This is a genomic window from Fervidobacterium riparium, assembly GCF_025370035.1.
In the GTDB taxonomy this organism is placed as follows: Bacteria; Thermotogota; Thermotogae; order Thermotogales; family Fervidobacteriaceae; genus Fervidobacterium; species Fervidobacterium gondwanense.
The window spans coordinates 1,695,728-1,718,969 of sequence record NZ_CP009277.1; the positions used below are offsets into that span (position 1 = coordinate 1,695,728).

At 40.8% G+C, this 23,242-nt stretch carries 26 protein-coding genes and 8 tRNA genes; 18 read left to right on the plus strand and 16 right to left on the minus strand.

Annotated features, from left to right (window positions below):
• The 8 genes from IB67_RS08065 (at position 1) to IB67_RS08100 (ending at position 6,303) form a co-directional block, all read left to right on the plus strand.
• Complete coding sequence (locus IB67_RS08065; RefSeq protein ID WP_434223420.1) at positions 1-828, plus strand: DUF368 domain-containing protein; 828 nt, start codon at positions 1-3, stop codon at positions 826-828.
• A gap of 41 nt (positions 829-869) precedes the next feature.
• Positions 870-1,871: a phenylalanine--tRNA ligase subunit alpha gene (pheS, locus tag IB67_RS08070; RefSeq protein ID WP_072759111.1), complete on the plus strand. Its 1,002-nt coding sequence runs from the start codon at positions 870-872 to the stop codon at positions 1,869-1,871.
• A 37-nt stretch (positions 1,872-1,908) separates the two neighbouring features.
• Positions 1,909-2,859 (plus strand): tRNA pseudouridine(55) synthase TruB, encoded by a 951-nt coding sequence (truB, locus tag IB67_RS08075; protein ID WP_072759109.1) that lies wholly within the window; start codon positions 1,909-1,911, stop codon positions 2,857-2,859.
• Between the two features lie 2 nt (positions 2,860-2,861).
• Entirely contained in the window at positions 2,862-3,926 is a 1,065-nt protein-coding gene (locus IB67_RS08080) for a DUF933 domain-containing protein (RefSeq protein WP_072759107.1), read from the plus strand.
• A 45-nt stretch (positions 3,927-3,971) separates the two neighbouring features.
• Positions 3,972-4,208, plus strand: coding sequence for an extracellular matrix/biofilm biosynthesis regulator RemA family protein (locus IB67_RS08085; protein WP_072759105.1), 237 nt, complete (start codon positions 3,972-3,974; stop codon positions 4,206-4,208).
• Between the two features lie 6 nt (positions 4,209-4,214).
• A complete protein-coding gene (locus tag IB67_RS08090; protein ID WP_143145283.1) occupies positions 4,215-5,426 on the plus strand; it encodes a TIGR04013 family B12-binding domain/radical SAM domain-containing protein in 1,212 nt (403 codons plus the stop codon).
• Positions 5,427-5,455: 29 nt separating this feature from the next.
• Positions 5,456-5,749 (plus strand): hypothetical protein, encoded by a 294-nt coding sequence (locus IB67_RS08095; protein ID WP_339747942.1) that lies wholly within the window; start codon positions 5,456-5,458, stop codon positions 5,747-5,749.
• A 200-nt stretch (positions 5,750-5,949) separates the two neighbouring features.
• On the plus strand, positions 5,950-6,303 hold the full coding sequence (locus IB67_RS08100; protein ID WP_072759101.1) for an ABC transporter permease: 354 nt from the start codon (positions 5,950-5,952) through the stop codon (positions 6,301-6,303).
• A 468-nt stretch (positions 6,304-6,771) separates the two neighbouring features.
• On the opposite strand, the gene IB67_RS08105 is transcribed toward IB67_RS08100, so the two are convergent.
• Positions 6,772-7,920, minus strand: a complete 1,149-nt coding sequence (locus IB67_RS08105) for an IS110 family RNA-guided transposase (protein ID WP_164542215.1) — start codon at positions 7,918-7,920, stop codon at positions 6,772-6,774.
• Between the two features lie 239 nt (positions 7,921-8,159).
• Between IB67_RS08105 and IB67_RS08110 the strand changes: the two genes are divergently transcribed.
• Positions 8,160-9,281, plus strand: a complete 1,122-nt coding sequence (locus IB67_RS08110; protein ID WP_072759099.1) for an ABC transporter substrate-binding protein — start codon at positions 8,160-8,162, stop codon at positions 9,279-9,281.
• Positions 9,282-9,301: 20 nt separating this feature from the next.
• A complete protein-coding gene (locus IB67_RS08115) occupies positions 9,302-10,558 on the plus strand; it encodes a TrpB-like pyridoxal phosphate-dependent enzyme (RefSeq protein ID WP_072759097.1) in 1,257 nt (418 codons plus the stop codon).
• A 56-nt stretch (positions 10,559-10,614) separates the two neighbouring features.
• On the opposite strand, the gene IB67_RS08120 is transcribed toward IB67_RS08115, so the two are convergent.
• The 15 genes from IB67_RS08120 to IB67_RS08190 form a co-directional block, all read right to left on the minus strand.
• Positions 10,615-10,878, minus strand: coding sequence for a stage V sporulation protein S (locus IB67_RS08120; protein WP_072759095.1), 264 nt, complete (start codon positions 10,876-10,878; stop codon positions 10,615-10,617).
• Between the two features lie 107 nt (positions 10,879-10,985).
• Positions 10,986-11,062, minus strand: a tRNA-Arg gene (locus tag IB67_RS08125).
• Positions 11,063-11,098: 36 nt separating this feature from the next.
• A tRNA-His gene (locus IB67_RS08130) sits at positions 11,099-11,174 on the minus strand.
• Positions 11,175-11,207: 33 nt separating this feature from the next.
• Positions 11,208-11,284 (minus strand) — tRNA-Arg (locus IB67_RS08135).
• A 29-nt stretch (positions 11,285-11,313) separates the two neighbouring features.
• Positions 11,314-11,389 (minus strand) — tRNA-Gly (locus IB67_RS08140).
• Between the two features lie 5 nt (positions 11,390-11,394).
• Positions 11,395-11,471: transfer RNA gene (locus tag IB67_RS08145), tRNA-Pro, on the minus strand.
• A gap of 110 nt (positions 11,472-11,581) precedes the next feature.
• Positions 11,582-11,920: a cupin domain-containing protein gene (locus tag IB67_RS08150; protein ID WP_072759093.1), complete on the minus strand. Its 339-nt coding sequence runs from the start codon at positions 11,918-11,920 to the stop codon at positions 11,582-11,584.
• Positions 11,883-12,557 (minus strand): RNA-binding cell elongation regulator Jag/EloR, encoded by a 675-nt coding sequence (gene jag, locus IB67_RS08155; RefSeq protein WP_372589797.1) that lies wholly within the window; start codon positions 12,555-12,557, stop codon positions 11,883-11,885. Before jag ends, IB67_RS08150 begins: the two co-directional genes overlap by 38 nt.
• Positions 12,558-12,607: 50 nt before the next feature.
• Positions 12,608-13,936, minus strand: coding sequence for a membrane protein insertase YidC (gene yidC / locus IB67_RS08160; protein WP_072759089.1), 1,329 nt, complete (start codon positions 13,934-13,936; stop codon positions 12,608-12,610).
• A gap of 27 nt (positions 13,937-13,963) precedes the next feature.
• The gene (gene yidD, locus IB67_RS08165; RefSeq protein ID WP_072759087.1) at positions 13,964-14,233 is read right to left on the minus strand and encodes a membrane protein insertion efficiency factor YidD; all 270 of its coding nucleotides are present in this window, start codon (positions 14,231-14,233) and stop codon (positions 13,964-13,966) included.
• Positions 14,205-14,609: a ribonuclease P protein component gene (rnpA, locus tag IB67_RS08170; protein WP_072759197.1), complete on the minus strand. Its 405-nt coding sequence runs from the start codon at positions 14,607-14,609 to the stop codon at positions 14,205-14,207. Before rnpA ends, yidD begins: the two co-directional genes overlap by 29 nt.
• Positions 14,591-14,725 carry a 50S ribosomal protein L34 gene (gene rpmH / locus IB67_RS08175; RefSeq protein ID WP_072759085.1) on the minus strand — a complete coding sequence of 45 codons (135 nt, stop codon included), beginning with the start codon at positions 14,723-14,725 and terminating at the stop codon, positions 14,591-14,593. The genes rnpA and rpmH overlap by 19 nt, the downstream gene beginning before the upstream one ends.
• Positions 14,726-14,827: 102 nt before the next feature.
• Positions 14,828-14,903, minus strand: a tRNA-Phe gene (locus IB67_RS08180).
• Positions 14,904-14,947: 44 nt separating this feature from the next.
• Positions 14,948-15,022: transfer RNA gene (locus tag IB67_RS08185), tRNA-Val, on the minus strand.
• A 28-nt stretch (positions 15,023-15,050) separates the two neighbouring features.
• Positions 15,051-15,126, minus strand: a tRNA-Glu gene (locus tag IB67_RS08190).
• Positions 15,127-15,380: 254 nt separating this feature from the next.
• Here IB67_RS08190 and IB67_RS08195 point away from each other — a divergent pair.
• The 8 genes from IB67_RS08195 (at position 15,381) to IB67_RS08230 (ending at position 23,237) form a co-directional block, all read left to right on the plus strand.
• Entirely contained in the window at positions 15,381-16,211 is an 831-nt protein-coding gene (locus IB67_RS08195) for a VIT1/CCC1 transporter family protein (RefSeq protein WP_072759083.1), read from the plus strand.
• Between the two features lie 37 nt (positions 16,212-16,248).
• On the plus strand, positions 16,249-17,028 hold the full coding sequence (locus tag IB67_RS08200; RefSeq protein WP_072759080.1) for a TSUP family transporter: 780 nt from the start codon (positions 16,249-16,251) through the stop codon (positions 17,026-17,028).
• Positions 17,029-17,040: 12 nt separating this feature from the next.
• Positions 17,041-17,523, plus strand: a complete 483-nt coding sequence (locus IB67_RS08205) for a GNAT family N-acetyltransferase (protein WP_072759079.1) — start codon at positions 17,041-17,043, stop codon at positions 17,521-17,523.
• A 351-nt stretch (positions 17,524-17,874) separates the two neighbouring features.
• On the plus strand, positions 17,875-19,149 hold the full coding sequence (locus tag IB67_RS08210; RefSeq protein WP_072759077.1) for an extracellular solute-binding protein: 1,275 nt from the start codon (positions 17,875-17,877) through the stop codon (positions 19,147-19,149).
• Positions 19,121-20,038 carry a carbohydrate ABC transporter permease gene (locus IB67_RS08215; RefSeq protein WP_072759075.1) on the plus strand — a complete coding sequence of 306 codons (918 nt, stop codon included), beginning with the start codon at positions 19,121-19,123 and terminating at the stop codon, positions 20,036-20,038. The genes IB67_RS08210 and IB67_RS08215 overlap by 29 nt, the downstream gene beginning before the upstream one ends.
• Entirely contained in the window at positions 20,035-20,868 is an 834-nt protein-coding gene (locus tag IB67_RS08220) for a carbohydrate ABC transporter permease (protein WP_245789532.1), read from the plus strand. The genes IB67_RS08215 and IB67_RS08220 overlap by 4 nt, the downstream gene beginning before the upstream one ends.
• Entirely contained in the window at positions 20,865-22,310 is a 1,446-nt protein-coding gene (locus IB67_RS08225; protein WP_072759073.1) for an MFS transporter, read from the plus strand. The genes IB67_RS08220 and IB67_RS08225 overlap by 4 nt, the downstream gene beginning before the upstream one ends.
• 42 nt (positions 22,311-22,352) lie before the next feature.
• Entirely contained in the window at positions 22,353-23,237 is an 885-nt protein-coding gene (locus IB67_RS08230; protein ID WP_281246566.1) for a DMT family transporter, read from the plus strand.
• Positions 23,238-23,242 lie beyond the last annotated feature (5 nt).

Sequence of the window (23,242 nt, forward strand, 5' to 3'; positions counted from 1 at the left end):
ATGGTGCTGAATTTCTTTAGAACGGTTATAGCAGGTTTGCTGATGGGCTGGGCAAATGTGATTCCCGGCGTAAGTGGTGGAACGATAGCCGTTATAACAGGTGTCTTTGAAAGGCTCATAGAAGTTGTGAATGACGTAATGAAGCTCAAAATATCTAAGAAGGACCTGGTTTTCATATCACTTATAGCTCTTGGGTTGTTAATAGGAATATTGAGTGGCAGCAAAATATTGTCTTGGTCTTTTGAAAACTATCCATTTTACACATACAGTTTCTTCTACGGGTTGATATTGCTCTCTCTGATTAATTTTAAAGACGAAATTCGCACGTTTAAAATAGTTGAATTCTTGGTTGGGGTATTGATAGTTATTATTCCATACGTTGTGAGTAACGCGGTGAAACTGCAAGATACTCAAGTTTCAGATTCAATTAGCTATTTTGGGTTGTTCGTTTCAGGAGTTATAGCGGGAGGCTCAATGATACTCCCAGGTTTGAGTGGCTCTCTCATGCTCATGATTCTCGGTTTTTACGAAAAAGCGATTGCCACAGTTTCAAGATTTGCATCAAGAGATTTCACCGGTTCGGACATTCTTTTCATCATTGTGCTCGGCTCAGGTGTTCTGTTTGGCATAGGTTTGATTTCCAAACTACTGAAGATATGGTTGGAAAAGGCGAAGCAGTCGATTTTGAACTTCATCTTAGGACTCGTTGCTGGTTCGCTTTATCCGATAACCCCGGCGTTCCATGGTACAGGTACACTGATTGGAATGTTCCTATGGATAGCGCTTGGTGGGTTAGTAGTATATTCTCTTGGCAAAATACAAAAGTGAGAAGAATAATTGATTTTTAAAAAATAGAGGGGGAATTCACTATGCAAGAAAGAGAAGGCAAAGTCTATGAAGAAATGAGAGGTATCCTTGAAAGTGCTAAAAGCGATATAAGCAACGCACAGGACAGCAGAACACTGAACGATTTGAGGGTTAAGTACTTAGGAAAATCCGGTATAGTGACGGGCCTCATGAAGAAGCTCAAAGACATACCTGCCGAAGAAAAGCCGATATTTGGAAAGGTAGTCAACGAACTCAAAGAAGAAATTGAAAGCTTGCTTGAAGAGCAGAAGAATAGACTTGCTGAGATAGAAAGAGAAATAATTTACAAAAAACTCTGGGTTGACCACACGATGCCTGGAGCAAAAAGAGATGTCGGGCATCTTCACATAATCAGCCGAGTCCAGATGGAATTGGAAGACATATTCATTTCGATGGGCTTTTCAGTTGTAGAAGGTCCTGAGGTTGAACAGCCGTGGTTCAATTTCGATGCACTTAACACTCCTGAGTGGCACCCTGCGAGAGATTCGCACGACTCGTTTTACATAAACGAAGAATACATGTTGAGGACGCATACCTCACCAGTTCAGATAAGAACGATGCTTTCAAGAAAACCACCACTTGCAATCGTTGCACCTGGTAGGGTATACAGAAGAGACTACGATGCAACACACCTTCCGATGTTCACACAAATGGAAGGCTTGTACGTTGACCACGACGTTACAGTTAAGCATTTAAAATATTTCCTCGAAGAATTTGCGAGAAGATTGCTGGGCGAAAACACGAAAGTGAGGCTAAGACCAAGCTTCTTCCCATTCACTGAGCCGAGCTTTGAAGTCGACATATACTTCAACAACAGGTGGTTTGAAATACTCGGTGCTGGTATGGTGCACCCGAATGTTTTCAAAAACGTTGGGTATGATCCAGAACAATGGAGAGGTCTCGCGTTTGGGCTTGGTGTGGAAAGGATAGCGATGGTTAAGTACGGTGTTAGGGATATAAGAGACTTGGTCAGGAACGATATCAGATTCTTGGAAAATTGGTGAAAATAATCTAAAATCCGAATAAATATGGAGTGGTTTTGTGACTTCGACTGTTAATGGAATACTCTTGGTAGATAAAGAAAAAGGACCAACATCGCATGACATAGTCGACAGGGTGAGAAGACTCTTTTCTGTAAAACAAGTGGGCCATTCGGGGACTTTGGACCCATTCGCAACAGGGCTTTTGGTGATAGGTGTTGGCAAAGCGACACGATTACTTGAGTATCTCCAGCACGATACAAAGGTTTACAAAGTAAAATTTAAACTCGGCGTTATAACCGATACGTTCGATATTACTGGTCAAGTTATGGAAGAAAACCCAGTCGAAGTTTCTGAAATAGAAATTTTGGAGGCTGTAAAATCCTTTGTTGGAACTTACAAACAAGTTCCGCCTGCGTATTCAGCGAAGAAATACCAGGGTAAGAAGCTTTACGAACTCGCTCGCGAAGGGAAGATCATAAACCTTCCACCGAGAGAAGTAACGATATATGATATTTATGATATAAAAATAGCGCTTCCGTACGTGGAATTTACGACAAAAGTTTCTTCGGGAACATATATCCGGAGCCTTTGCATGGACATAGGATACAAGCTTGGCTGCGGCGCAACAGCTGTCGAATTGAGAAGGATAAGCGTAGGAAAATTCTCAGTTGATGATGCGATAAACATTCCGAAAATCGATAGAAATGAGAATGTTGATGAAATCCGGGAAAAAGCCATAAGGAGTTTGATACCGATAGAACAGGTGCTTGACTTTCCAAAAGTTGAGGTCAATAACGTTGAACGCATCTTTAACGGTGTACAGCCTACTGTTAATGATATAATTGAAATTGAAGATTTCGAAAAAGACGACTTGATACAGATATACTTTCAAGGAAAATTGATTGCTTTAGCTAAAGCGGAACGCAGTTCGAGTTTTATCAATACTCTCAAGAAGCAGAGCAGAAACGAAAGAATCGCTAAACTCATCAAAGTTTTCAAGGAGGAATAAGAATGAAAGTTGGAATAGTAGGGCTATCTCAAGTTGGAAAGACAACAATCTTCTCTTTGCTTACCGGTCTTGAAGTTGACCTTTTCTCTCAACAGCACGAGAAAGGCATAGCAAAGGTGCATGATAAGAGGGTTGATATACTTGCGAAGATGTACGAGCCGAAGAAAGTTACTTATGCAACACTGGAATTCTTTGATACCCCTGCTCTCAAAATAAAAGACGCTAAAGAAAGAACAGCCGTGTTCAATTCTATCCAGAATGCCGAAGCATTGCTTATTGTAGTAAGGGCATTTAAAAACGACGCAGTTCCTTATCCTGAGGTTGAAAAGCCTGTAGACCAGTTAAAGGCCACGTTGGACGAGTTCCTTTTCAGAGACCTTGATGTTGTTACAAACAGGATAGAAAGGCTCGAAAACGCAAAAAGGAAACTTGAACCGAAAGAAGAGATAGAACTAAAATTGCTGAAGCGATTGCAGGAAGCACTTGAAAACGAACAATTCTTGTCAAAGGTAGAATTGACAGAAGAAGAGAAGAAAATGCTCGGCGGTTTTTCATTCGCCACATTAAAACCCACCGCTGTTGTTGTAAATGTTGACGAAGAGCAATTTACAGAAAAGGCATATGATACAAAAGAACAGATAGTAAATCTCTGCAAAGAAAATGGCTTTGCATATGTCGAGCTCTGCGGTAAACTCGAAATGGAATTGAATGTGCTTAGCGAAGAAGAGAAGATGGAATTCTTGAAAGAACTTGGCACAGAGGAAACAGGCATAGAGAGACTTTCAAATGCGTTGTATTCACAGTGCGGGCTTATATCATTCTTCACGGTTGGTAAAGATGAAGTTAGAGCTTGGACACTGAGAAAGAATTCGACAGCGGTGGATGCGGCAGGTGCGATACACAGCGACTTGGCGAGAGGATTTATAAAGGCGGAGATTATAAAGTACGAGGACCTAATAAGGCTTGGATCAGAAAAGGCTGTCAAAGATGCAGGGCTCATGAAACTTGTAGGAAAAGAGCACATCGTAGAAGATGGAGATATAATAACAATAAGATTCAACGTTTAAAATTCAAGAAAATTCGAGAAAATATACCGTTATGGAGGTAATAGTATGGAACCTATCGTAAGAGCGAGTGAGAACGTCTATGTTGTGAAAGGTAGAGTTGTTGCTGTAGTGCCTGTCAGCTCTACGATTTCAAGGAGAATCAGAGCAAGTAACCAGATCGGAGGAAAGATAGTAAACTTAACGTACGGAAAAGAGTGCAATTCAATCATTTTCATGGACAGTGGCCATGTGTTGTTATTAGCTGACTCGGCAGCCGATGTTAAAAAGAGAATTTGGGGTTAGAGAGCATTGAATAGTAGATTCAAAAGAATAGTATTCAGAACCACGAAACACAACAGATACAGCGTAGCTGCAATTGTTGGTGCCATACTTAGCCGTTTAGATAACATAGAAGTTCTTGAAACTAAAGATGTGAACACAATACTGCAGTATCCGGCAACGGATACTGTAGTTGCTTTTTCTTTTATGACATTCGATATAGATACGATCTTGGCTGAGGTGCGATTTTTGAAAGAGAACGGGTACACAACGATTGCGGGTGGACCTCACGCAACCGCACTCCCACAAGAAATGCTCAACATCGGTTTCGATTACGTCTTCGTCGGTGATGGTGAAGAGAATATCGTAAAGTTCCTATGTGGCGAAATCCCTGAATCAAGGATATTCGATGGTATTAAGCAGAGGGTGAATCTCGATGATTTCCCAGCTGTTTGCGAAAAAAAGAAACTATTCATGCCAATAGAGATATCCCGTGGCTGCCCATTTGACTGTGGATACTGCCAAACGCCGAGACTTGCAGGAAAAATAGTGAGGCACAGGAGCATCGAGCAGATTGTAGAATATGAACGGATATCCGTCAAACACAACAAGACGACGGCAAGGTTTATAACACCAAACGCATTTGGATACGGTAGCAAAAACGGTGTAACTCCAAGGCCTGAGATTGTCGATGAATTGCTTTACAAAGTGAAATCGACGGGTGTAAAAGAGATATACTTTGGTACATTCCCATCTGACATTAGACCTGAGAGCATTACAGATGAGATGGTTAAAGTTGTCAAAAAGTATGTCAACCACGACTACGTTGTTATAGGTGCACAGAGCGGAAGCAACAGGATTTTGAACCTGATAAGGCGTGGACACACCGTCGAGAAAGTTGAGGAAGCTCTTGAAATACTTGCACAAAACGGCTTCTATGCCAAAGTAGATTTCATATTCGGCTTTCCTTTTGAAACAAAGGAAGACGTTGAAGAGACATTTAATTTCATAAACAAGATAGTCAAGAAATACAAAGCAAAGATACACGCGCACACATTCATGCCACTTCCAGGTACTCCCCTGTGGAATGCAGGTCCTGGGGTGCTCTACGATTACCATTACAAATTCTTAGGTCAACTGGCATCTCAGGGAATCCTTGACGGATACTGGGTTAAACAAGAAGAGCTTGCAAAAAAGGCAGCTATGTATAGCCAAAAAGTTGATAAACCGTGCAATTTTTGAACGAATTTCTGCTGATAGGGGGTATTAATGTGGTTATAACAAAGGAATATTCTCATTCTTTTGATAGAAAGAAGATATTTACCATCATGGAGCGTGAAATGGAACCGTACATTAAAAAGTATGGTGTAAAACTCTTCCGAACCGACGAATATTCCTACAGTGCCAAGGTTGGCTTTTTCGGAAGCGGTGAGGTAAGGGTTCTTGAAGATAAAATCGTGATAACTATAGATTCGCCATTTCTAAATTCATCGAACAAAGCCAAGGTTGAAAGTGAAATGGACAAATACGTTCAAAAGCTTTTTCAACAGGTTTTGGAAGACTGAATCTTTAAATATAGACAATCCATTGCCAATTTTTGTGGTTTGCTCGCGTATTGCCCCTAACAGCCACTCATTTTATAGCTCGATCATGTTCTGAATTCTCTGCACTTAGCCCGCATCCTCTCTTGTCATTGCCAACTATTTTTAATTCTTAAGTAATAAAAAGAATTCCCCAATATTATTTTTGAAGAAGGATTACTGTCATGGGTATATATGGATTTGACCTTCTCATAGCAGGCTTATGCTTATTATTTAAACAAATCACACAGCTTTCGTACGTCTTCTCATTCATTCTACTCTTTCTTAGCGGAAGCGTTATTCCATTTGAAAACCTTCCTGAGATAGTTAGGAAGATAGGTTTAATGCTTCCATTAACTCAAGGCGTCTTGCTTGGTAAAAAAATTGTGTTTGAAGATTTGAGCATGTCCGCAGCTACAGGTAGTTCTGACTTTTTGTGGCTGGTTATATCAAGCTTAGTTTATCTTACCTTAGGAGTATTGGGTTACAAAAAATGCGAGAAGATTGCCAAGGAGAAGGGGATTTTAAGCCATTACTGATGATTGGTGATAATCAAAATAGTTGACATTCAAAGAGAGGATGTGGTATAATCGGAAAAAATTATAACAGTGTACGGGGTGCGGCGTTGTGGATTTATGTGGTAGCTTATCGACATATTTGACGGTTGCAAAATCAAAAGAATTAAATAGTTCAGTTAACTTCTGGTGGTGGTGGACAACCGGTGGTTGTCCACCCCTTTGCTTGTGTTCTTAAGACGATATATTCAGTGAGCAAGGGTATAGCATAGGAAACAAGTGGACAATCGCCGGGTATGAGTAAAATTCATACCCGGCTTTTTTATTTTTAATTCAATAATTGTTCCCCACATCATTACATTGGTATAAGATTTCCGGTAATAAGTCAAGAGGAGAAAAAATAGAAAAATAAAAAACCTAGTCAACTCTTTGACTTTCAATAACTTAATATTTCACTTTCATTCTTCACATACTTGATTTCGTTCTTTTTACCTATTTCATCGGTACATACGGTACGTTGTTCTTTAGTAAATAATACACTAAATTTACTAATTTCCTTGCAGTTAATATTAGCGCTCTCATGTGTTTGTGTGTTGTTGCTTCTGCGTACTTTTTGCGATAATATTCTTTGTATACAGGATCGTATGTCTTTACTCCGTTCGCTGCCATTACTAGGTATGTTCTTAGATACTTGTTCCCTTTTTTCGTTAGTTGGTTGTTTTCTGATTTGTAATTTCCACTTTGATTGATTGTCCATACAAGCCCTGCGTATGATGCTAACGCTGAGGCTTTTTCGAAACGATTGATGTCTCCTATTTCGGCTATAATTCCAGCTGCAGTTATTTCTCCTATCCCTTTGACTGTTGTTAGTGTGTTCGGAATTACTTTAAGTAATTTACTTATTTCTTTCTTTACTAGTTCGATTTGTTTTTCATAGTGCTGTATCAAATCGATAGTGGAAACAATAGATATTCTCAGAGTGTTTGAAGGATTAACAGACAACCTCAAGGCATCTTTAGCAAGAGTTTGGAGTTTTTCTGCTAAGACTTGTGAAGAGACATTGTGTCTGGAAATTTTCGCAATATATTCAAATAACTCTTCAATTGGCATGTTTGCGATTTCTTCGATTGTATAATCTTTAAGCAGGCATTCGAAAGTCTTATTTAGTTTAAAGTCAAGTTTAGGGAAATAAAGAGAAACATACGAATAGAGCCTAAGTTTCAATCGAGCGATATCTTCGTTGAACTTTAAATAAAGTCTGGTGAGATTACGAAGCTCAGAGATGATATATGAGTTATTGACAAAAGGGACTAAAGACTCAGGAAATTTAGAAGCGATAGAGAAAATAAGTTCAGCATCGATTTTGTCAGTTTTAGGACGATTGAGAATTTTGCGATAGAGCTTAATGTTATCAGTTTTAACCCAAAAGACAGGTACGTTGTTTTGAAAGAAGAAGTTAGCGACATTAAAAGAAAAAACACCAGTTGATTCAAGGACAAGAGAAAAATCGGAAGAAGAAGCAAAAGCTTTGTTAAAAAGTTCAACAATGCCTTGAGGAGAGTTCTCAACAGTCCCACTACCGATGAAATCAGAAAAGAAAGAAAGATAGTTCTTTGAGACATCAATAGCTAAAATAGCCAAAGGAATCACCTCCGGATTGAGTACAGCCTTACAACCTCGCGGTACATAAGAAAACGAGGCAAAACATTTTCCGGCAAGTAAAAAGCTGTACTCTAGTTAGGCAATCTTATTTAAGAGAACAAAGTCTCAAGGAGGGGCAACCTGAAACTATTTTACCAGAGGTGTTAAAAAATATGCATTCAATTTTCAAAGACCAATTTTAATTTTTACCGAACTTATTATACGAGGAGGTAGAGCGTATGGGTATTTTCAGAAGAGGTTTTGCTTTGTTATTGACGGTTGTTTTTTCGGTCTTTTCGGTTGCAACTGTGAAGATAGGTGTATTACTTCCGTTCACAGGCGGGTTGGCTGCGGCTGGTGATTTGGTGAAGAAAGGCATCGAGCTTGCGCACGAAGAGAAGAGCACAGCACTCGGTGAAAAGATCGAGCTTGTCTTCATGGACACAAGAAGCGAGAAAACAGAATCAGCTAACGGTATCGCAAGGCTTATCGACAAAGAGGGTGTTGTCGCTGTTATAGGTGAAATTATGAGCGGAAACTCTCTTGCTGCAGGTGAGATAGCAGAAAAAAGGAAGGTTCCCATGGTCAGTCCTGCCTCCACGAACCCGCTCGTGACGCAAGGCAAGAAGTTTGTTTCAAGGGTTTGTTTCATCGACCCACTCCAAGGTACAGCGCTTGCAGAATTCGCAGTTAAGACGCTGAAGATTAAGAAAGCAACAGTTCTCACGGACGTCGAACAAGACTACAGCGTCGGTCTTTCGAACTACTTTATCGAAAGGTTCAAAAAATACGGCGGACAAGTACAGCAACTCCAGTACAAATCAGGAGACAGCGAATTCAGCGCTCAGTTGTCACAAGCATTGGCATTCGGAGCAGAAGCGATAGTTGTGACAGGATACTACAACGAAATAGCGTTGGTAGCCCAGCAAGCAAGGTCACTCGGATTCAAAGGACACATCCTTGCGGGAGACGGAGCAAACGCACCTGAATTAATAAAGATAGGCGGACAGGCGGTAGAAGGAGTATACTTCTCAGACCACTACCACCCAGACGCTCCGGTGACGCAGGTATCTAAGAAGTTTGTCGAAGCATTTGTCAAGAAGTACGGAGTTAAGCCTTCTACATTGTCTGCGCTTGGATATGATGCTTACATGCTAATTGTAAGTGCTATAGAGAGAGCGAAAACAACAAAACCAGAGCTTATAGCTACGGCTATTAGGTCAATCAAGAATTTCCAGGGGGCGACTGGAGCGATATCGATAGATAAGGAAGGAAATGCCCAAAAAGAGATAGTTATACTCAAAGTAAAGAACGGCGATTTTGTTTATAGCGGGAAGTTGAATACAAACGTTTTGAAATAATAACGTTAGGGGGGATAGTTATGTTTAGAGAGTATGTGGCATTGAAACCCGAGGAACTTCCGAGAAGTTATTACAATGTACTTGCAGACATTCCTTTCAAACTCGACCCGCCACTTGATCCTGAAACTCAAGAGCCGATGAGTCCTGAGAAGTTGTTGAGGATATTCCCAGAACAATTGCTCGAACAGGAGATGAGCACGGAAAGATATATAAAGATTCCTGAACCAGTCTTGAGAGAATACGCAGTCTACAGACCAACACCGCTAATCAGGGCAAAGTTCTTGGAGGAATATCTTGGGACGAGGACAAAGATATACTACAAGTACGAAGGAACAAGTCCGACAGGGAGTCACAAAGTCAATACGGCACTTGCTCAGGCATATTACAATAAGATCAGCGGTACGAAAACATTGGTCACCGAGACAGGAGCAGGGCAATGGGGTAGTGCACTATCGTACGCTGGGGCAAAATTCGGTCTGGATGTCAAGGTCTTTATGGTAAAAGTTAGTTACAACCAAAAGCCTTTTAGAAAAACCTTGATGAACATTTTTGGCGGTTCGGTGGTGCCCAGTCCGAGTAAGTTAACGAATTTTGGCAAGAACTATTCTGATGAACACCCTGGAACACTTGGGATAGCAATATCAGAAGCGATAGAAGTTGTCCTGTCAGAGGAAGGTACGAAATACGCACTGGGAAGTGTGCTGAACCACGTTTTACTGCATCAGACCGTTATCGGCTTGGAGATAAAAGAACAGCTGAAAAAGATTGGTGTAATCCCAGACATGGTAGTAGCCTGTCATGGTGGTGGGTCAAATTTTGGTGGAACGATTCTGCCATTTATTCCAGATGTCTTGCAAGGCAGAAAGATTGACCTCGTGGCTGTTGAGCCGGAGAGCTGCCCGTCGCTTACAAAAGGAGAGTTCAGATATGATTATGGAGATACTGCTGGATTAACTCCGTTGATGAAAATGTATACACTCGGAAAAGATTTCGTACCTCCAGCAATACATGCGGGAGGTTTAAGATACCATGGTGCAGCGCCGATTGTGTCGAAGCTGTACCACGAACGTTTAATAAAGGCGGCAAGCGTAACACAAGAAGAAGTCTTTGAAGCTGCGAAGCTATTTGCAAAACTGGAAGGCATTATACCGGCACCTGAATCGGCACATGCTATAGCCTACGTTGTTAAAAAGGCAAAAGATAACGGGAAAGAAACAATTGTATTCACGCTTTCCGGACACGGTCATTTTGATCTAAATGCGTATCAAAACAACTAATGAAACAAGAAAAGCGGTCCATTCGGACCGCTTTTTTAATCATTCTATTAAAATTCTTACTCTCTTGGGAAGACGATGAACTTTAATGCGGTTCTTGTTTCATTTTCAACTGTAACGTCCGTGAAGGCCGGAACACAAACAAGGTCAAATCCGCTTGGAGCGAGGTAACCTCTTGCAATAGCGACAGCCTTAATAGCCTGATTTACCGCACCTGCGCCTATAGCCTGAATCTCTGCCTTACCTTTTTCTCTAATTACACCAGCCAAAGCACCAGCCACTTTGTTGGGGTTTGATTTTGAAGAGACCTTTAGTACTTCCATAGTTCTACCTCCTTTTTTCCGACACACGAAAGTCTTTTCCTGTGTTCCTGCTCAAAAGATGGGCTTCGTCAGTGGCAAACGTTTTGCAAACCGTGATTGTAATCTTTTGGCGCGCCCGGCAGGACTTGAACCCGCAACCATCGGATCCGAAGTCCGACGCTCTATCCAGTTGAGCTACGAGCGCGTCCTTGTGAACAATTGATGGTATTATATAAAAAACTGGGGTGGCTAGAGGGATTTGAACCCTCGACCACCTGATCCACAGTCAGGCGCTCTGCCAACTGAGCTATAGCCACCACAGATAGTTTCTATTAAATTTTTGCTGTCTCTGGCGCGGCCGGCGGGACTCGAACCCACAACCCTCGGATTAGAAGTCCGATGCTCTATCCTGTTGAGCTACGGCCGCTGCCTTGAAAAAATTTAAAAAAATAAATCTGGAGCGGGCGACGGGACTCGAACCCGCAACCCTCGGCTTGGAAGGCCGATGCTCTACCAATTGAGCTACACCCGCATGGCTGGTCGGGGCGACTGGGCTTGAACCAGCGACCTCCGGTTCCCAAGACCGGCGCGCTCGCCATCTGCGCTACGCCCCGACGCTCAAGACCGTGAGTAATTATAGCATATCACTCTTGGAGTGTCAAGTAAGTGTATGAGCTAATTATTCTATAACTCTACGTTAATTTTTTATTTCCTGAAACGCTTTTTATTCGCCACCCTCTTTTGGTATTACACATATAAAGGAAGCTTCTTTTTCTGAAGGATTATGGAACTGGTGCTCTTCATTCGGTTCTACGTATATAAACGCACCTTGTGAAACCTTAGTTCTCCCGTCTTTTTGCACAACTTCAATTTCGCCGTCAACGACAAATATTTCATGTTCCCAAGGATGTGTGTGGTACGGTGTCGATGCTCCAGGTTTGAGGGTGAATAAACGCATGACGAAGTTGGGTGCACCGTCCCTCGGACCAATCAAAACTCTTTTCAATATCTTACCGCCATCAATTTCAAGCGGTTGCATTCTTGAAATGTCGCCTATCTTCATTTTTCTTCCCCCCTCTTTTCGCTTCGATTACTACGTATCTGTAAGGTTCCAAGCCTTCTGAATAAGTGTGAACGTCTCTAAATTTCTTGGCTATCTCGTGAACGAGCTTTCTTTCGAAAGCGAACATTGGGTCCAATTTGACCTTTCCTGACTTTTTAGCTTTCTCAACAGCCATTTCCACGATTCTTTCAAGCTGTTCTTTTCTCTTTTCTCTGTAGTTACCTGCGTCGATAATTACTGTTACTTTGGTGTCCGTAATTCTGTTCAAGAATATATTCGCAAGATGCTGCAGCGCTCCCAATCCCTTTCCGTGTTTACCGATTACCTTACCTATGTCCTCGCTGTGGCATGTTGCTATGAAAGTTTTACCTCTGCTTGCAACTTCGACATAGTAATCGACACCAAATCTTTTGAATATCTCTTCCAAAAACTCTTTAAGCTTTCTTTCATAATACTTGTTGGAAATAGTTATTTCAACAACGGCGTCTCTGGAGAAAAGACCGAATATACCGTGTGTTCCTTTATCTATTATGTTCACGTCATACTCCTTATCCAAAACGTCGTACTCGCTCCTAAACTGTTCGATAATTTCATCAACGCTCTTCCCAACATAGTTCAAAGTCTTCAAGTGAATCACCTCTTCTTGCGGTTATGATTATATTATCAATAGACTGATCAGATTGTTTATTACTTTCTCTTCTGTATACCCCAAAGCTCATGTTGAGTGAGACCTTTAATTTTGTACCTCTTGTAAATGTAGTAAGTTATAGCAAGCTGGATAATGGAGTTCATTGTCCAGTAGAGGAATATACCGCTTGGCAGATTCACGAAGAAGAATGGGAATATAGCCCCCATTATAATCTGTTGCCAAGCTGTCCTGCTGTCTTGACTTGTGATAAGTGCTAAATAATAGCTTGTTATTATGGTGATAACCAAGAATAGCCAGTTATTTCCCCATCCGCCTACCGACAGGTCTTGCCAAATTAAGAATCCACCAGATGTTGAGAAGAGTTCTTGATAACTCTGGATTACACCGTACAGGAGCATGAATATTGGGAACTGGATTAACAGCATCAAACATCCGTTTGATGGATTAATCTTGTTTTCTTTATAAAGCTTCATCAATTCTTCCTGCTGTTTTTGAGGTTCCTTGTACTTTTTCTTAATCGCTTCCACAGCGGGCTGAAGTTTTCTCATTTGGATCATCTGTTTTGTCTGTGCGTGGTAGAACGGATAAAGTATAAGTCTGACGATAATTGTGAAAATGATTATTGTCAGACCAAAATTCTTCACTAAGGAATTTATCCAGTTGAAAAATTCGTTGAGACCGTCCGCAAGGAAGCTGTACCATTTACCAGCACCAGGAACAGTCTTTACCAAATCAATTATTCTTTCGTAGTCATCTTTGAATGCGTGTTTTAAAACTGTCTTTTTGTAAGGTCCCATGTAGACCTTTAATGAGATGTCAGAACCAACAATGCGCGTTTTATCGAGTTTTCCAGAGAACTTTACTATAGAAGTGTAATCTCTATCCGGTCTGAACGATATAAAAAGGTTAACTGCGGACCTAACATTTGCTGTATCCCAGACGAGAGGCAATCCAACCTTTACTTCCTCTGGAGAATTTATCAAAACCTCGAAAGCGTAGGTGAGAAGAAGACTATCGAACGAATAAGTTTTTGTAATACCGTTTTCGTATTTGAAGACAATCTTAGCAGATTCATATGAGCCATCTTTTTCGTTTTTCTTTCCGTATTCGATGTTGTAAGTTGGTGTTGCGACTTCCAATTCGTTGTCATCGATACCAAAGATATCAAATCCATCATTGTCGTTCACGTAGAAAAGATAAGCACGTCCAAGCAGATGACTTACCTTGCTTAAATTACCATCCAATCCTATCTCGATCTGAGCATACTTCGACGTTACAACAATTGAATCTACTCGTTCTTCAACGTAAAGATTCGAGACCCCCAATATCGCCAGTAACAACAAAAAAATGACGGTTAACTTCTTCAATTCTACCGCCTCCCTACAATTTTAGTATTATGTTTTCTTTTCAGATGTTTTTTCGTTTTTTTGGTGAGTGTGGAAAACATGAAAATACTCAGGTACGGGGTCATATCCGCCTTTTGAAAGGGGATTACATCTGAGAATGCGCCAGAAACCCAGGAGGAGCCCTTTAAAAACACCAAATTTCTCCACAGCTTGAAATGTGTATGTGGAACATGTTGGTTCAAATCTGCAAGTTGGTGGTTTAAGTGGTGAAATGTACCTTTGGTAAAATCTAATCGCTCCCAATATTGCTTTCTTCATTAATTAACCTCTCGAAGTTATTCAGCAGAGTCTTGCACACCGTCCAGTAGTTGCTTTTTTCAAACTTTTCAGATAAACTCTTCCTTGCGATGATAAGAAAATCGTAGCCTGCTGGTATGGAATCTTTGTTTAATCTAAAACACTCACGCACCCATCTTCGTAACTTGTTTCTTCGGTTCGCTTTTCCAAATTTTTTTCTTACCGATATAGCGATCCTGCTGTAATCAAGTCCGTTTTTCCTGTAAAGAATGACGAAATCTTCGTTTTGGACAGCACTTCCACTTTTAAAAAGAAGGGATATATCCCTCCTGAGTCTCAGGCGCTCTCTTTTTCTAAAAATGTTAATCCGCTTACTTCTTAAACTGCTAATCTCCATCTACCTGTTCTTCTTCTGTTTCTAAGGACTTTTCTTCCACCTGGTGTTGACTTTCTTGCGAGAAATCCATGTGTTCTCTTTCTTTTCCTCTGGGATGGCTGGTATGTCCTCTTCATGTCAGTTCCTCCTTTTCTCAACTTAGTCTAAAAATGATTATACCAAAAAAAATGCGAACTTCAACACTTAATTTGAATTTCTTGTACAGGTAGTAAAAAAACTGGTGGCCAGGGACGGAATCGAACCGTCGACACGTGGATTTTCAGTCCACTGCTCTACCATCTGAGCTACCTGGCCACCTTTAAATCTTTATATCATCATTTCGATTCATTTTTCTCACTTGGTGGGTGCGGCAGGACTTGAACCTACGACCTTCTGCTCGTAAGGCAGACGCTCTCCCTCTGAGCTACGCACCCAACCTGCCTTTTTTGTAATTTTAAAAACTGGCGCCCCCAACGGGATTCGAACCCGTGCCGCTGGCTTGAAAGGCCAGTGTCCTAGACCGCTAGACGATGGGGGCGTTAATATATACACATCGGTTCACATTTTTCTTCGCACATTTCCCGAAGTCAGTGACCGTATCCTATGATACCAAAGAAAAAATTTTTGTCAAGTAGGTAGAAACCACTTAGTATGAAAAGAACAGGTTAACATTTTGTATCTATTTTGTCTGAAAAAACGATTTAGAGCAAGAATGTTTTTCGCTATGCACGTGATATAATAAAATCGTATGCATCCAAACAGTGAATTCACACAAATCGGGAGGTGCTTCAGGTGTTTAGATTTTTATTTAACTACAAGAAATCAAGGCCCAAGCTTGCAAGCGAGGCATTCAGAAAAGGAGATTTCGAAACACACAAGAAACTACATAGTCCAGAACATATAGGAAACGAGCCTTGGCATAAGACAGAGCAGGGAAAGTACATCGGACAAGCTGTGTATGGTGCGAGTGATGGAATTGTCACAACTTTTGCTGCAATCTCTGGCATCGCGGGTGCGAGCTTGAATCCCAAAATTGCTGTTATAGTAGGACTTGCTAATCTCTTTGCTGACGGGCTTTCTATGGCTATAGGCGATTATCTTTCTGAGAAGTCCGAACGGGAGTACATAAGGGCTGAAAAAGAGAGAGAACTCTGGGAAGTCGAGAAAATGCCAGAAGCTGAAAAACTGGAGGTCAAAGAAATATATAAAAGAAAGGGACTGAGCGGTGAAAAGTTGGATAATCTTGTTGATGCAATCACGAGCAACAAGGAAATTTGGGTTGACACAATGTTGCACGAAGAACTTGGACTATTTGAAGACGATACGAATCCACTGAAAAGTGCGATTGTGACGTTCTTGTCTTTTGTAATTGCCGGTTTTATGCCGTTGATTGCTTACGTTTTCGCTTCTCAGGGAAGTTTCCTTGCTCAAAATCAGTTCTTACTTTCTTGTGTGATTACCGGTATGACACTTTTCTTTGTTGGGGCTCTTAGGCAGATAGTTACCGGAGTAAAGTGGTACAAGGGCGGTTTGGAGATGCTCTTAGTTGGCGGACTTTCAGCAGCGGTTGCTTACATGATTGGCTGGCTTTTGGAAAAGGTTGTTCGCATACCAACACTATAGTAGGATAAATGCTTAATTGTAAGAATGGGGGATCGAGATGAATATAAACTACGTAAATTTGCTGATCTTGTATCCATTAGTATTCTTGGCAGGTTTTGTAGACTCAATCGCAGGTGGTGGAGGGTTGATATCACTGCCAGCATATCTGTTTATTGGGTTACCAAGTCACAACGCACTTGCCACAAATAAGCTTTCCTCGACTATTGGAACGATTTTCAGCACTTTAAGATATGCAAAGGGACGAGCGATTGTGTATTCGGTTGGTGTTCCGTCTGTTGTTGGTTCACTCATTGGCTCACACCTTGGAGCAAGATTAGCTTTGGTGCTGAGTGACAATATCTTGAAAGTTGTTCTTGCAATCCTTATTCCAGTTGCTGCGATTATTGTACTGATAACAAATCCAAGAAAGAGTAAAGAAAATAGTGTTGAGGACACTGGTTCAAGTTATGGAATTACCAAAACTATATTGGTAGCTACAGCCATAGGATTTACCATAGGTATGTACGATGGATTTTTTGGACCTGGCACCGGGACGTTCTTGATTATACTCTACGTAAGTTTATTGAATATGGACCATGTCAGTGCTTCTGGCACAGCAAAAGTCGTTAACCTTGCTTCAAACATTGGCGCACTCGTCACATTCATATTCGGAAACAAGGTTTTGTACTCTATAGGTTTGCCAGCAGCGGCGTTTGGAATTGTTGGAAATTGGCTTGGATCAGGACTGGCGTTGAAGAAAGGAGCAAAAGTTATAAAACCAGTCATGCTTGGAGTATTGGTATTGTTGTTTATCAAAATACTTTCAGACATGGTTTAGGGGGGGATGAACATGGGCGATATGCTTGTGAAGCTTTACGAACTTCCAAGACTCGAACCGGTAATTGAGGAAGTCAGGAAACATGGTATTGAAATTAAAAGACCCATAGGTCCGGAAAAGTACTTCGTAGTCGAGTGGGTAAGGCAAAAGTTCGGAAATCATTGGGCAAGTGAAACGGATATGACTTTTTCAAACAAGCCAATATCTTCATTTATCGCAATCGATACCAACACCGGAAAAATCGTCGGATTTGCTTGTTATGATGCGACGGTACGCGGATTCTTCGGACCGACCGGAGTAGATGAAGCTTACAGAGGTAAGAACATAGGAACTGCTCTTCTGCTTTCTTGTTTGCACGACATGTACAACGTTGGATATGCATATGCAGTTATAGGTGACCCCGGACCAATAGAATATTATCGAAAGACCGTAAGTGCTATTGAAATAGAAAACTCGTATCCTGGAATTTATAGGAATATGGTTAGGGAAGTGTAGGAATATTTTTTTTATTTGATAGTATGACAAGCAATTTGAGAGCCCCAAGGGGGCTCTTGTTTGTTTTTCAAAAAGACGTATATTCTCATTGTTGAAAATTGGCAACGCGGTAACTGTCCTTAATGTATTGTTCTGTACGAGTTTATGATAACGTTATCATATTACATTGAGAAATAGAGAGCAAATTTTAGGTAATGAGAAGATTTTGGACGATAAATAAAAATTCTTAACTTACACTTGATTTTTCAGTTAACGATCGATTTTCTATTTTAATACTGGTATGTGGTTTAATTGTGATAACGTTACCACATTTGCTTTTAAAGTGGTAAAACTTCCAAGGGGGTGATTAGGATGAAAAGGGTATTTGTCACTATGGTAAGCTTGATGTTTCTTGCGGCTATGCTTTTTGCTGCACCGTACAACACAACTATCAAAGTATTGGCTTGGGATGATGCTCTCACTCAAGCGCTTAAGGATGGTATACCGGAATTTGAGAAACAAACAGGTATTAAGGTTGTTCTTGAGCTTGTACCATCAGGCAATTTGTTGCAGAAGATCGGTGTTAGTGTTGGTCCCGATAAGACAGATTATGACCTCGTCACGGTTGATGAACCATTTGTACCATCTCTTGCACATTTGATGTTACCATTTAACTCGTGGTTTGGCGGAAAAGTCTACAAGAAACCAAATCTGAATATCTTCGCACCAAACGCGTTTGAGGCAGCGCAATGGGCTGGGGTTTTCGTCGGAATGCCCATTAACGCTAATGTTTATATCTGGATAACAAGAAAAGACCTGGTAAATGACCCAAAATACAAGAACGAGTTCAAGTCAAAGTACGGTTACGACCTTGGTGTACCAAAGACGTTTAAAGAACTAAGAGACATGGCGGAGTTTTTCCACTCTAAAGGTATATATGGTTTCGCTCCATTTACAAAGCAAACAGAAGGCTCAACCGCTGAAGCAATTTTCATGTTTGAAGCATTTGGAACAAGTCCTTTGACAGTGCAGGGTGGAAAGGTTGTTGTGAGCTTGGATGAAAAGAAAGCTGTGGAAGCCATCAATTTCTACAAGGAACTCTTAAGATTTTCACCTCCGGGCGCTCTCGACATGGGACATGCGGAACGTATAGCTGCATTTAACCAAGGAAAAGTATTTACGATGTTCCAGTGGCCAGCATTAGTCCCACAACATGAGGATCCAAACAACTCACTTGTTGCAGGTAAGATAATCTACTCAGCTCCTCCAGTTGGACCAGCGAAAGGTTCGGCTATCAGAGGCTGTTGGGTGTTGGCGATGCCAAACGCGTCCAAGAACAAAGAAGCTGCAGCCGAGTTTGCTTACTGGTGGTCATCACTTGAAACTGGTCAGAAATTAATACCAAAAGGTTTTACGCCTGCGAGAGCTGATCTATTACTCAATCCAAACTACAACAAAGACAGGCCGTGGTTCAAAGCGATATTCGACTCAATGAAAAACGCAGTTGCAAGACCGAGGTTCACAAGGTATCCGGAAGCCTCACAAATTATCCGCGACAACTGGCTGGCAGCGATTTCCGGAAAGGTAAAGCCAGAAGAAGCAGTAAGGAAGATGATAGATGAGCTCAACGACTTACTCAAGAAATAATGCAAGAAAAGGGAAAATCGGGGGCTTTCGCCCCCATTGGTTTTTTGTCCTTCCAGCTTTAATAATAGTTTTTACTATATTGGTTTATCCAGTCTTCTATTCTTTATACATGTCACTGCACGAGTGGCATCTTTTCCATTCCACTGAGAAGAAATTTGTTTTTCTCAAGAATTACATCGAGCTTTTCAAAGACAGCGAGTTTATACATTCTCTTTTCTTGCAGCTCGGTTTTGTTGTAATAGCAATTCCTATTGAAACGGTAATAGGTTTTTTTGTCGCACTATTATTAAATCGGGAAGGACGTTTTTATTCACTTGTTAGATCTCTGCTATTACTCCCTGTCTTTATACTACCCGTGATATCAGGTTTAACTTGGAGGTTGCTCTTGCAACCAGAATACGGGATGGTCAGCTATTTTCTTGAAAGACTTGGATTTGGTGTTAAGGCGTGGCTTGCCGAGCCTTCTTTTGCATATGGTATGGTGATAGTTCAAGATGTATGGCGTATGTGGCCCTTCATGTTTATGTTCATTTACGCCGGATTGTCAGGTATACCAAAAGAAGTTCTCGAAGCAGCTGATATCGACGGGGCGAATTTCTGGAAGAAAGTTAACCGAATAATCATTCCTTATTTGAGACCTACAATCGCAACTGCATTACTGCTTAGGTTAATTGATGCGCTGAGGATATTTTCAGAAGTTTACGTAATGACGGGCGGTGGCCCTGGAAATGCAACGATGCTCTTATCTTTGTACATAAATAAGCAGGCTTTTGAATTCTTTAACATAGGTTATGCTGCATCCATGGGTATTCTGTTGCTCATTATAGCCTTAGCGATAGCTTTTGTAATTGTCAGAGGAAATATAAAATTTGAGGGTGAACGCGGATGATGAACACGAAGATGAGAAAGAGACTTGTGAACTTATTAATAATTCTGGTGACCTTTGTTGTTCTTGTTGTAGAATTGATGCCGATATTAGTGGTCATTACAAGCGGGTTCAAGCGAGATATAGACATCTGGGCACGAGGTCCGTTTTATTTCAAAGGAACATTGGATAGTTATAAAGCTGTTTTGTCGAACAGAGATATATTGGCAAGTTTGAAAAACAGCTTGATAGTTGGTATTTCTTCTACACTCATTTCGATTGTAGTTGGTGCAATGGCTTCTTATGGCCTAACAAGATACTTTTTTAAGCTGAAAGAGACGATAGCTTACATGTTTCTTACTTTCAGGATGTTACCTCAAATATCGCTCGTTATACCGCTTTTTGTAATGTTTAACCAATTGCAGTTAAGGGACACACTTACGGGCATTGTTCTGGCACACATCAGCTTCAATATTCCGTACGTCATATGGTTGCTTTTGCCATTCTTTGCTGCTGTTCCAACCGATTATGAAGAGGCAGCTCGAATAGACGGTGCAAGTGAATTCACTGTATTCTGGAGAGTCTTCTTTCCTTTAGTCTCGCCCGGTTTGGTGGTTGCAAGCGTTTTTGCGTTTCTGATGTCTTGGAATGAATTCTTGTACGCTCTCATACTTTCTTCAGTCAATGCAAAGACCGCGCCCGTAGCAGTGAACGGTTTGCTCGGACAATATGCTCCAAAGTGGGGGCAGTTAACTGCTGCAGGTACGATCATGCTGCTACCGGTGTTTGTAATCACACTGTCACTTCAAAAATATATTATCAAAGGATTAGTAGCAGGGGGGATAAAGGGATGAGCAAAAGTGAAAGAGGTAAACAAGTTAGCACTGTGGTTGGAACAGAAAAGGTGCCTTTCATAACGAAATTCTTCTTTGGCTTTGGTGATGTTTACGGTGGGGGAGTTTTCAACATAATAAATTTCTTCTACGCGATTTTTCTTACTGACGTTGTAAAGATTCCGCCGGTATTTGCTTCTGTAATATTCTTAGTCGGAAAGATATGGGATGCGGTAACAGATCCAATAATGGGTTACATCAGCGATAAGACCAAATCTAAGTGGGGACGCAGAAGACCGTATTTCTTGTTCGGTGTTCCTTTCATATTCCTATCGTTTGTTATGGTATGGTATCCTGTTAGTTTTGAAAGTATCTTTGCAAGATTTATCTATGCATTGTTTGCATATATGTTCTTGAACACTGTCGTTACGATGGTACTTATACCCTATACAGCGATGAGTGCAGAAATCACGCTTGATTACAACGAAAGGACAGCGATTAATTCAATAAGACTCACGTTTTCGCTCCTTTCTTCTTTACTCTGTGCAGTCTTGCCTATGATGATTGTAAAAAGTGCGGGCGATGTGAAGAAAGGTTATTTATTGATGTCCATAATTTTTGGTGCTTTCTTTGCTTTACCGTACCTTGGCGTTTTTGCGTTTACGAAAGAGAAGAACTTCAAACCTGCAACGACGAAACTGAATTTTAAAGATCTTATTGTTGAGCCTTTGAAAATCAAAACATTCAGACTATACCTTGGCATGTTCCTTTTTGCTTATCTTGCCATCGATACTGTCTCTGTAATATTCCCATATTACATGAAATACTACGTTGGAAAGCCGTTCTTCGTTTCTGCAGTGCTTGGTGTGTTGTTGATAACAGAGATAATTTTCGTTCCAGTTTACGCAACTATCGCAAGAAAGAAGAGCAAGAATTTTGCCTATATGCTTGGAGCTTTCGTGTGGATGTTAGGTTCTGCTGCAACGTTCTTCTTCAAACCAGAATGGTCTAATGCTGTGCTTCTTGGTATTGCTGCACTCATCGGTTCTGGGGTGTCTGCCGTTGCGGTGATGCCACACACTATCCTTGGCGATGTTACAGACGTTGCGGAACTCAAGAGCGGTGAGCGAAGAGAAGGAAATATATCTTCAATGGCAACGTTTTTGAGAAAAGTTGCGTCTGCTTTAGTCCAGGCAGTGATTTTACTGATACTCGGTGCTGTCGGATACATAAACCCGGTTGGGAACGAGATACCCCAACAGCCTGCGAATGTTATATTAGCAATACGTATGATTATCTTGTTTGGTCCTATTCTACTACTTGTAATAGGCGTGATTTCCGCCATAAAGTATCCACTGAAACCAGAAAAGCACAAGCTACTTGTCTCAATACTCGAAAAAAGGCGAAAAGGGGACAAGGTTGAGGAAAATATACTGAGTGAGTTGAAAAGGGAACTTATTTAATCAAAAGTATATTCAAAAAGGGGAGTGTAGCTTATCAAGTTAATAAATCTCTTAGCCTTGGTAATCGTATGGGGTAGTTATTATATAACCAACAAGTTTGCATTAACAACGTATAGTGTTGTTTTTACAGGGATTTTTATAAGAACTTTTGTGCTTTTTTTAATGCTTTTTGTGGGTTTCTTATCAAAGAAGAGCTATGAATTATTAAGACTTAAAAATATATTTCCCAGGTTAGTTTTGATAGGATTACTTGGATTTGCGCTCGACATAACAGCTTTTCTTGGTTTCAAATACTCATCGGCTTCGAAAGGTGCAGTGTTATTGCGAACAGACGTTCTTTTCTCGACGGTCATATCAGCATTTCTTGGACAGATGCCAGGGGTTATGGATATCTTGTCGATGGTTCTCATGCTCTTTGGCGTTGCCCTCGTTTCAGGCAGTGGTAGTATATTTAAGCTTGCTTACGGGGATGTCTTTTTCCTTCTCAGCGCGTTTTTTATAAGTCTCAATGCGTTTGTTATTAGAAGTGTCCAAGAAGATAAGAAAAACCCCGCATCAGATTTTGTGATAGCTTTTTATAATAACTTTTTCACGTTGGTTTTCTTCTCTATCTTCTCACTTAATAATCTGGTTAATGAGGTCGCACTGGGATTAAGTAATTTTGGATTGAAGGCATCTACAACAGGGTTGGTCATGGCAAGTATTCTTCAGTATCTGATTTATGTAGTTTATTACCGGAACTTGCGAATTTTTCCTGTTTGGCTTGTGAGAACTTCACTTTTATTTATGCCAGTTTATGTCTTAATTGTGATGTCACTCTTCGGTGAGGCAGTCAACACAAAGCAGATAATAGGTGTGGTTATTGTGCTCTTTGGTGCTTTTATACTCACCATGAGCAATTATTTTAGAAAATCAAAACGTGGTTAGAAGGT